9 protein-coding genes are annotated in these 6,694 nt (G+C 56.8%); 6 read left to right on the forward strand and 3 right to left on the reverse strand.

Annotation, left to right across the window (positions count from 1 at the left end):
- Nucleotides 1-6 precede the first annotated feature (6 nt).
- Genes rbsK through ACIONG_RS25315 form a run of 3 tightly spaced genes read left to right on the forward strand, consistent with a single transcriptional unit; the run spans nucleotide 7 to nucleotide 2,385 of the window.
- Nucleotides 7-924 carry a ribokinase gene (gene rbsK, locus ACIONG_RS25305; protein ID WP_401303409.1) on the forward strand — a complete coding sequence of 306 codons (918 nt, stop codon included), beginning with the start codon at nucleotides 7-9 and terminating at the stop codon, nucleotides 922-924.
- A complete protein-coding gene (gene rbsD / locus ACIONG_RS25310; RefSeq protein ID WP_103304890.1) occupies nucleotides 921-1,325 on the forward strand; it encodes a D-ribose pyranase in 405 nt (134 codons plus the stop codon). Before rbsK ends, rbsD begins: the two co-directional genes overlap by 4 nt.
- A gap of 31 nt (nucleotides 1,326-1,356) precedes the next feature.
- The gene (locus ACIONG_RS25315) at nucleotides 1,357-2,385 is read left to right on the forward strand and encodes a nucleoside hydrolase (protein ID WP_103304891.1); all 1,029 of its coding nucleotides are present in this window, start codon (nucleotides 1,357-1,359) and stop codon (nucleotides 2,383-2,385) included.
- Nucleotides 2,386-2,418: 33 nt separating this feature from the next.
- On the opposite strand, the gene ACIONG_RS25320 is transcribed toward ACIONG_RS25315, so the two are convergent.
- Nucleotides 2,419-2,631, reverse strand: a complete 213-nt coding sequence (locus tag ACIONG_RS25320; protein ID WP_103304938.1) for a hypothetical protein — start codon at nucleotides 2,629-2,631, stop codon at nucleotides 2,419-2,421.
- Between the two features lie 132 nt (nucleotides 2,632-2,763).
- On the opposite strand from ACIONG_RS25320, the gene ACIONG_RS25325 reads away from it, so the two are divergent.
- Together ACIONG_RS25325 and ACIONG_RS25330 are read left to right on the forward strand one after the other, a co-directional pair.
- Entirely contained in the window at nucleotides 2,764-3,069 is a 306-nt protein-coding gene (locus ACIONG_RS25325; protein WP_007913485.1) for a hypothetical protein, read from the forward strand.
- A 167-nt stretch (nucleotides 3,070-3,236) separates the two neighbouring features.
- On the forward strand, nucleotides 3,237-3,551 hold the full coding sequence (locus ACIONG_RS25330; protein WP_103304892.1) for an I78 family peptidase inhibitor: 315 nt from the start codon (nucleotides 3,237-3,239) through the stop codon (nucleotides 3,549-3,551).
- A gap of 74 nt (nucleotides 3,552-3,625) precedes the next feature.
- Here ACIONG_RS25330 and ACIONG_RS25335 read toward each other — a convergent pair whose 3' ends face one another.
- A complete protein-coding gene (locus ACIONG_RS25335; RefSeq protein WP_003179963.1) occupies nucleotides 3,626-3,838 on the reverse strand; it encodes a cold-shock protein in 213 nt (70 codons plus the stop codon).
- 288 nt (nucleotides 3,839-4,126) lie between these two features.
- Nucleotides 4,127-4,429, reverse strand: coding sequence for a hypothetical protein (locus ACIONG_RS25340; RefSeq protein ID WP_103304893.1), 303 nt, complete (start codon nucleotides 4,427-4,429; stop codon nucleotides 4,127-4,129).
- A 371-nt stretch (nucleotides 4,430-4,800) separates the two neighbouring features.
- On the opposite strand from ACIONG_RS25340, the gene thrS reads away from it, so the two are divergent.
- Nucleotides 4,801-6,694 (forward strand): threonine--tRNA ligase (gene thrS, locus ACIONG_RS25345; RefSeq protein ID WP_401303412.1); only part of this gene is annotated, 1,894 nt, incomplete at its 3' end.

Here is a 6,694-nt window from a genome sequence, read left to right on the forward strand (position 1 = left end):
TGATGTATGCCAGCAAATGTAGTGGTAATAGGCAGCCTGAACATGGATCTGGTGACCCGGGCGCCACGGTTGCCCCGGGGCGGTGAAACGCTGATCGGTCACTCTTTCGCCACCGTGTCCGGTGGCAAGGGTGCCAATCAGGCAGTGGCTGCCGCGCGACTGGGTGCACAAGTGGCGATGGTCGGTTGTGTCGGCAATGACGACTATGGCGTGCAATTGCGTGATGCCTTGCTGGCTGAGCAGATTGACTGCCAGGCGGTGAGCGTCGTCGAGGATTCCAGTGGCGTGGCGTTGATCGTTGTCGATGACAACAGTCAGAACGCCATCGTGATTGTCGCCGGAGCCAACGGCGCGATGACACCGGCGGTGATCGACCGGTTCGACGCCGCGCTACAGGCTGCCGATGTTGTCATCTGTCAGCTTGAAATTCCGGATGCGACGGTGGGCCATGCGCTCAAGCGCGCACGTGCGCTGGGCAAGACGGTGATCCTCAACCCCGCGCCAGCCAGCCGCCCGTTGCCGTCGGATTGGTTCGCGGCCATCGATTATCTGATTCCCAATGAAAGCGAAGCCGCTGCATTGAGCGGCCTGCCGGTCGATTCGCTGGAAACCGCAGAAAGCGCTGCAAGTCACTTGATCGCGATGGGTGCGGGCAAAGTCATCATCACCCTCGGCGCCGAGGGCTCATTGTTCGCCAACGGCAAAGGCTTCGAGCATTTTCCTGCCCCCAAAGTGAAAGCCGTCGATACCACGGCGGCAGGGGATACCTTTGTCGGTGGTTTTGGCGCTGCCCTGGCCGCTGGCAAGTCCGAAGCTGAAGCGATTCGCTACGGGCAGATTGCCGCTGCATTGTCAGTGACTCGCGCTGGCGCGCAGCCTTCTATCCCAACAATGTCCGACGTACAGGCCTTTAAACTCGCATGAAAAAGACTCCTCTGCTCAATGTCGCGCTGTCGCGGCTGATCGCCTCCCTGGGCCATGGCGACATGGTGGTCATCGGTGACGCCGGGTTGCCGGTGCCGCCCGGTGTCGAATTGATTGATCTGGCGCTGACCCACGGCGTCCCGGATTTCGTCACCACGTTGAAAGTGCTGCTCAGCGAAATGCAGGTGGAAAGCCACGCGTTGGCCAAAGAGATTTTCGATAAGCAGCCGACGGCGCTCACCACGCTGGAGGCGTTGAATGAAGAGGGCGCACTGGGGCGTCGCGATCTGCTCAGTCACGACCAATTCAAGGTTCTCAGCCGACAGGCACGAGCGATTGTTCGTACAGGCGAATGTCAGCCGTACTGCAACATCGTTCTGGTCGCTGGGGTTACGTTCTAATTTTCGATTTCATCTGCACAAGGAATGCGCCATGCAACGCTATGCTCAAAAACTGCATCAACTGGTCCGGAGTCTGCTGCTTTTGTCCGTGATAACTGCAACCGGCGCTCATGCGGCGGAAAAAATCGACCTGATCATCGACACTGATCCGGGTGCCGACGACGTGGTCGCCTTGCTGTTCGCCCTGGCCTCGCCGGACGAACTGAATATTCGTGCGCTGACCACCGTGGCCGGCAACGTGCGCCTCGACAAGACGTCGCGTAATGCGCGTCTGGCTCGCGAGTGGGCAGGGCGCGAGGATGTACCGGTGTACGCCGGTGCGCCGAAACCGCTGATGCGTACGCCGATCTACGCCGAAAACATCCATGGCAAGGAAGGCCTGTCGGGTGTCACCGTGCATGAACCGAAAAAAGGCCTGGCTGAAGGCAATGCGGTCAACTACCTGATCGACACCCTGAAAAAAGCCAAGCCGCACAGCATCACCATCGCCATGCTCGGTCCGCAGACCAACCTGGCGCTGGCGCTGATCCAGGAGCCCGAGATTGTTCAGGGCATCAAGGAAGTGGTGATCATGGGTGGTGCGCACTTCAACGGTGGCAACATCACCCCGGTGGCTGAATTCAACCTGTTTGCCGATCCGCAAGCGGCTGAAGTGGTACTCAAGAGCGGCGTGAAGCTGACCTACCTGCCGCTGGACGTGACCCACAAGATTCTCACCAGCGATGCGCGCCTCAAGCAGATTGCAGCGCTCAACAACAATGCGAGCAAGATTGTCGGCGACATTCTCAACGAGTACATCAAAGGGGATATGGAGCATTACGGCATCCCGGGCGGCCCGGTGCATGACGCTACCGTCATCGCTTACCTGCTGAAGCCGGAACTGTTCACCGGTCGCTCGGTTAACGTGGCTGTTGATAGCCGTGAAGGGATCACTTTCGGTCAGACCGTCGTTGATTGGTACGACGGCCTGAAACAACCGAAAAATGCATTCTGGGTCGAGAATGGTGATGCCCAAGGCTTCTTCGATCTGCTGACTGAGCGCCTGAAACGCCTGAAGTAAGGCAAAGACCCGCAGGTGCCAGCCTGCGGGTCGCTACTCTCTCTCGGTGTCCGGTTTGCCCTTTGGGTCGTGCTGATACCTCTCGAACACTTGGGCTATAAACGTTTGCGCGCCTTGTGTTCCCATCGTTTTGACCAGCAGATCAATGCTGATCAATGCCAGCTCTTCCGAACTGCCCGGGCTGTATGAACTGTGCCCTTTCGGCCACAGGACTTTGATGTCGGCGGTGATGCTTACGGTGCTCATGAGTGCGCTCGAAAGGTCGGGAATGTCGGTGGACGAGTTAACCACTTTGTCGCTCGTTTGGCACTGCGACTTAGGCATGAGCACAACGCTATGCGACACTTGGTCTTTTCCGGCTTATCCAAGGATCGTGCTGTGCAGATCGATTTGAATACCCCTGACGGCCTTACGCTTGATGCCGTACGCCAATTGCTGGCGTCGGCCAGCGATGATGAGCACACGCAACTGCGCGTGACCAAGGGCGGTATTGCGTATATTTCTTCGGGCGTGACGGGCGGTCAGGACATTGATGGCCTGTTGTTTCGTCTGGAAACCTGGGCCAAGGGTTCAGGCTATGTGGGAAATGTCGCGGCCAGTGACGAAGTGTGGGTGATGCAGATTTTCAATGCGCTCAAAGACAACTGGCCGAATCCACCTTACGACTACATCGACGTCTACTGAGCTCGTTAATATCCAGTCACGATTGATTGATGAAGGGGTGAGGGCTGCTCAGGCAAACTCGGCGTTTTTCCGGTCGTGGGGCAGGGGGATGGCATTTGTCATGAAACCAAACGCCGCATTGGCGGTCGCACGATCTCAGCTTAATCATTTGAAAGTAAGGAGGCTTCATGCCTTTGAAGTTCGCGACACTGGGTGCACTTATGGCCGCTGCCATGTTGGCCGGTTGCAGTACGACCTCCAGCGAGTCGGCAAAGGATCCCGTGGCGCCAGAAGCTGGTAGCCGCTGTGAAGCGACGGCAGCGGAGTTCGCCATTGGCAAGAAAGCTTCGCCCGCACTATTGGAGCAGGCCCGAGCGAAAGCCGGTGCGCAAAACGCACGCTTCCTCAAGCCCGATGACATGATCACCCTGGAATACCGCTCCGATCGCTTGAACCTGAACACCGATAACGCTCTGGTGGTTACCCGCGTCAACTGCGGCTGATCGCCGAGCGCTTTTGTTTCAGGCATAAAAAACCCCGTCACATGGACGGGGTTTTTTTTAGTTCTGCTCAGAAATTACTCTGGGCGAACCTGTGCAGCTTGCATACCCTTTTGGCCTTTCTCAGCCACGAAAGAGACGGTCTGGCCTTCTTTCAGGCTTTTGAAACCGTCGGATTCGATAGCTTTGAAGTGTACGAACAGGTCGTCACCGCCACCTTGAGGAGTGATGAAGCCGAAGCCTTTTTCATCGTTGAACCACTTAACGGTGCCGGTTTGGCGATTAGACATGGTGTATCTCCAAGAAACATATATTTTTCAGTACTGTGCTGCTCAGGCCAACTGGGCACACCCGGGTATCATAGTCGAAATGTTCGCTTTGGTAGCCCCCCGGACGTGCTGTTTGCCAATCAGTCGTGTTTTCTTTGCTGCCTTTGTACGCTGAAAGCCCCGGTTTCAAAGGCTTTTAGCGAAAAGTAAAGACAATAAAAAAACCTGTAAAACCTGCATAAATCGTCCGAAAAGGCTCAAATTCAGCCGTTTTCAGGGGCGCTGAGCCGAGTCAGAAGTGCTTTTTACTTACTTTTTTGCCGGGGTGTTGGCTTTGCATTTGGCAATTTGGCCCAGCGCTTTCTGCTTCAATTCAGGCGTAGCCTTGTTGTCCATCAACGCCTGAATGTCGCTGGCCGGATAAGACTTGATGGCATCTGCACCACAGGCACAGTGAGATTTGGCAGCAGCGGCGCCGATTTGTGGAGTAGCCGCCTGGGTGCACTGTGCCATGTATTTCTCGCGTTCGCCCTTCGGCCAATCAGCGTGAGCGGCCAGCGGCATCAACAGAACAATAGGGGCGACTACGGCGAATAAGGTGTTCAGACGCATGCGAGGATGCTCCTTGTGGGTCAATGTCTTGTTATCTGAGGGGGTAAAGGCCTCTCAAGTTCAGCACTCTGGCATAAAAACGGACGATTTGCCTTCTGCTCAAACAGAGGCATAAGTGACCGCTCATCTGTGCTAGCATGCCGGGCTCAAGCGTTTACAGGCACCGGATGACTTTCCGTCCCGGCTGCGGTCAGCGTGCGAACATTCTGATTTGAATCCCAGTCACTCTGGTTCGGTTTTCCGGTTGGCCGCAAGGCTCCTGCCGCTGTAAGGCAGGCGTTCGTCATTGAATGGCCTGGATCGGATCTTGTACTGGCTCATCCCAACCCACGTGACCTTTGGTAGGGGTCACCACTAGGGGAGGAGGCGCCATGGCCGCGATTACTCTTCCCGACGGCAGTCAACGTTCATTCGATCACCCGGTTTCCGTAGCCGAGGTCGCCGCATCCATTGGTGCAGGCCTGGCCAAAGCCACCGTGGCCGGCAAGGTCAATGGCAAGCTGGTTGACGCCAGCGACATCATCGACAGCGACGCGACGCTGCAAATCATCACGCCAAAGGATGAAGAGGGGCTGGAGATCATTCGCCACTCTTGCGCGCACCTGGTCGGCCATGCGGTCAAGCAGTTGTACCCGACTGCCAAAATGGTGATCGGGCCGGTCATCGACGAAGGCTTCTATTACGACATCGCCTTCGAGCGTCCTTTCACTCCGGACGACATGGCCGCCATCGAGCAGCGCATGCAGCAGCTGATCGAAAAAGATTACGACGTCATCAAGAAGGTCACTCCGCGCGCCGAGGTGATCGAAGTGTTCAAGGCCCGCGGCGAAGACTACAAGCTGCGTCTGGTCGAGGACATGCCGAACGAGCAGGCGATGGGCCTGTACTATCACGAAGAATACGTCGATATGTGCCGCGGTCCGCACGTGCCGAACACGCGCTTCCTGAAATCCTTCAAGCTGACCAAGCTGTCGGGCGCCTACTGGCGCGGCGACGCCAAAAACGAGCAGTTGCAGCGCGTTTACGGCACCGCTTGGGCAGACAAGAAGCAGCTCGCGGCTTACATCCAGCGCATCGAAGAAGCTGAAAAGCGCGATCACCGCAAGATCGGCAAGCGTCTGGGCCTGTTCCATACCCAGGAAGAAGCGCCGGGCATGGTTTTCTGGCACCCGAACGGCTGGACTCTGTACCAAGTGCTCGAGCAATACATGCGCAAGGTGCAGCGTGACAACGGCTACCTTGAGATCAAGACGCCGCAGGTCGTTGATCGCAGCCTTTGGGAGAAATCCGGGCACTGGGCCAACTACGCCGACAACATGTTTACCACGCAGTCGGAAAGCCGCGACTACGCCATCAAGCCGATGAACTGTCCTTGCCATGTGCAGGTGTTCAACCAAGGCCTGAAGAGCTACCGCGAGCTGCCGATGCGTCTGGCCGAGTTCGGTGCCTGCCACCGTAACGAGCCATCGGGCGCGCTGCACGGCATCATGCGCGTGCGTGGGTTCACTCAGGACGACGCCCATATCTTCTGTACTGAAGAGCAGATGCAGGCCGAATCCGCTGCGTTCATCAAGCTGACCATGGACGTATATCGCGACTTCGGCTTTACCGATGTCGAGATGAAGCTGTCCACTCGTCCAGAAAAACGCGTCGGTTCCGACGAGCTGTGGGATCGCGCTGAAGCCGCACTGGCTGCAGCCCTTGATTCTGCGGGCCTGCCGTACGATCTGCAGCCGGGTGAGGGCGCGTTCTATGGTCCGAAAATCGAATTTTCGCTGAAAGATTGCCTCGGTCGCGTCTGGCAATGTGGTACCTTGCAGCTCGATTTTAACCTGCCTGTCCGTTTGGGCGCTGAATACGTCTCCGAAGACAACAGCCGCAAACACCCAGTGATGTTGCACCGTGCGATCCTCGGTTCCTTCGAGCGTTTCGTCGGGATTCTGATCGAGCACTACGAAGGTGCATTCCCTGCGTGGCTCGCGCCAACCCAGGCGGTGATCATGAATATCACTGATAAACAGGCAGATTTTGTTGCAGAAGTAGAAAAAACTCTCAACGAAAGCGGATTTCGTGCCAAGTCCGACTTGAGAAATGAAAAGATCGGCTTTAAAATCCGCGAGCATACTTTGCTCAAGGTTCCCTATCTTTTGGTTATCGGAGATAAGGAAGTGGTGGTGGAGTCTGTGGCTGTGGGTACTCGTGGTGGTGGTGTGATGGGGTCGTTGCGGGGCGCCCAGGTGGGGGTGTTTGTCGGGCAAGCGGTTT

Source organism: Pseudomonas sp. NPDC087817 (assembly GCF_044742875.1).
Taxonomy (GTDB): Bacteria; Pseudomonadota; Gammaproteobacteria; order Pseudomonadales; family Pseudomonadaceae; genus Aquipseudomonas.

Excerpts from the sequence above, each read along its gene's own strand:
- rbsK (WP_401303409.1), top strand. The coding sequence starts at position 7 with ATGCCAGCAAATGTAGTGGTAATAGGCAGCCTGAACATGGATCTGGTG.
- rbsD (WP_103304890.1), top strand. The coding sequence starts at position 921 with ATGAAAAAGACTCCTCTGCTCAATGTCGCGCTGTCGCGGCTGATCGCC.
- ACIONG_RS25315 (WP_103304891.1), top strand. The coding sequence starts at position 1,357 with ATGCAACGCTATGCTCAAAAACTGCATCAACTGGTCCGGAGTCTGCTG.
- ACIONG_RS25320 (WP_103304938.1), bottom strand. The coding sequence starts at position 2,631 with ATGAGCACCGTAAGCATCACCGCCGACATCAAAGTCCTGTGGCCGAAA.
- ACIONG_RS25330 (WP_103304892.1), top strand. The coding sequence starts at position 3,237 with ATGCCTTTGAAGTTCGCGACACTGGGTGCACTTATGGCCGCTGCCATG.
- ACIONG_RS25335 (WP_003179963.1), bottom strand. The coding sequence starts at position 3,838 with ATGTCTAATCGCCAAACCGGCACCGTTAAGTGGTTCAACGATGAAAAA.
- ACIONG_RS25340 (WP_103304893.1), bottom strand. The coding sequence starts at position 4,429 with ATGCGTCTGAACACCTTATTCGCCGTAGTCGCCCCTATTGTTCTGTTG.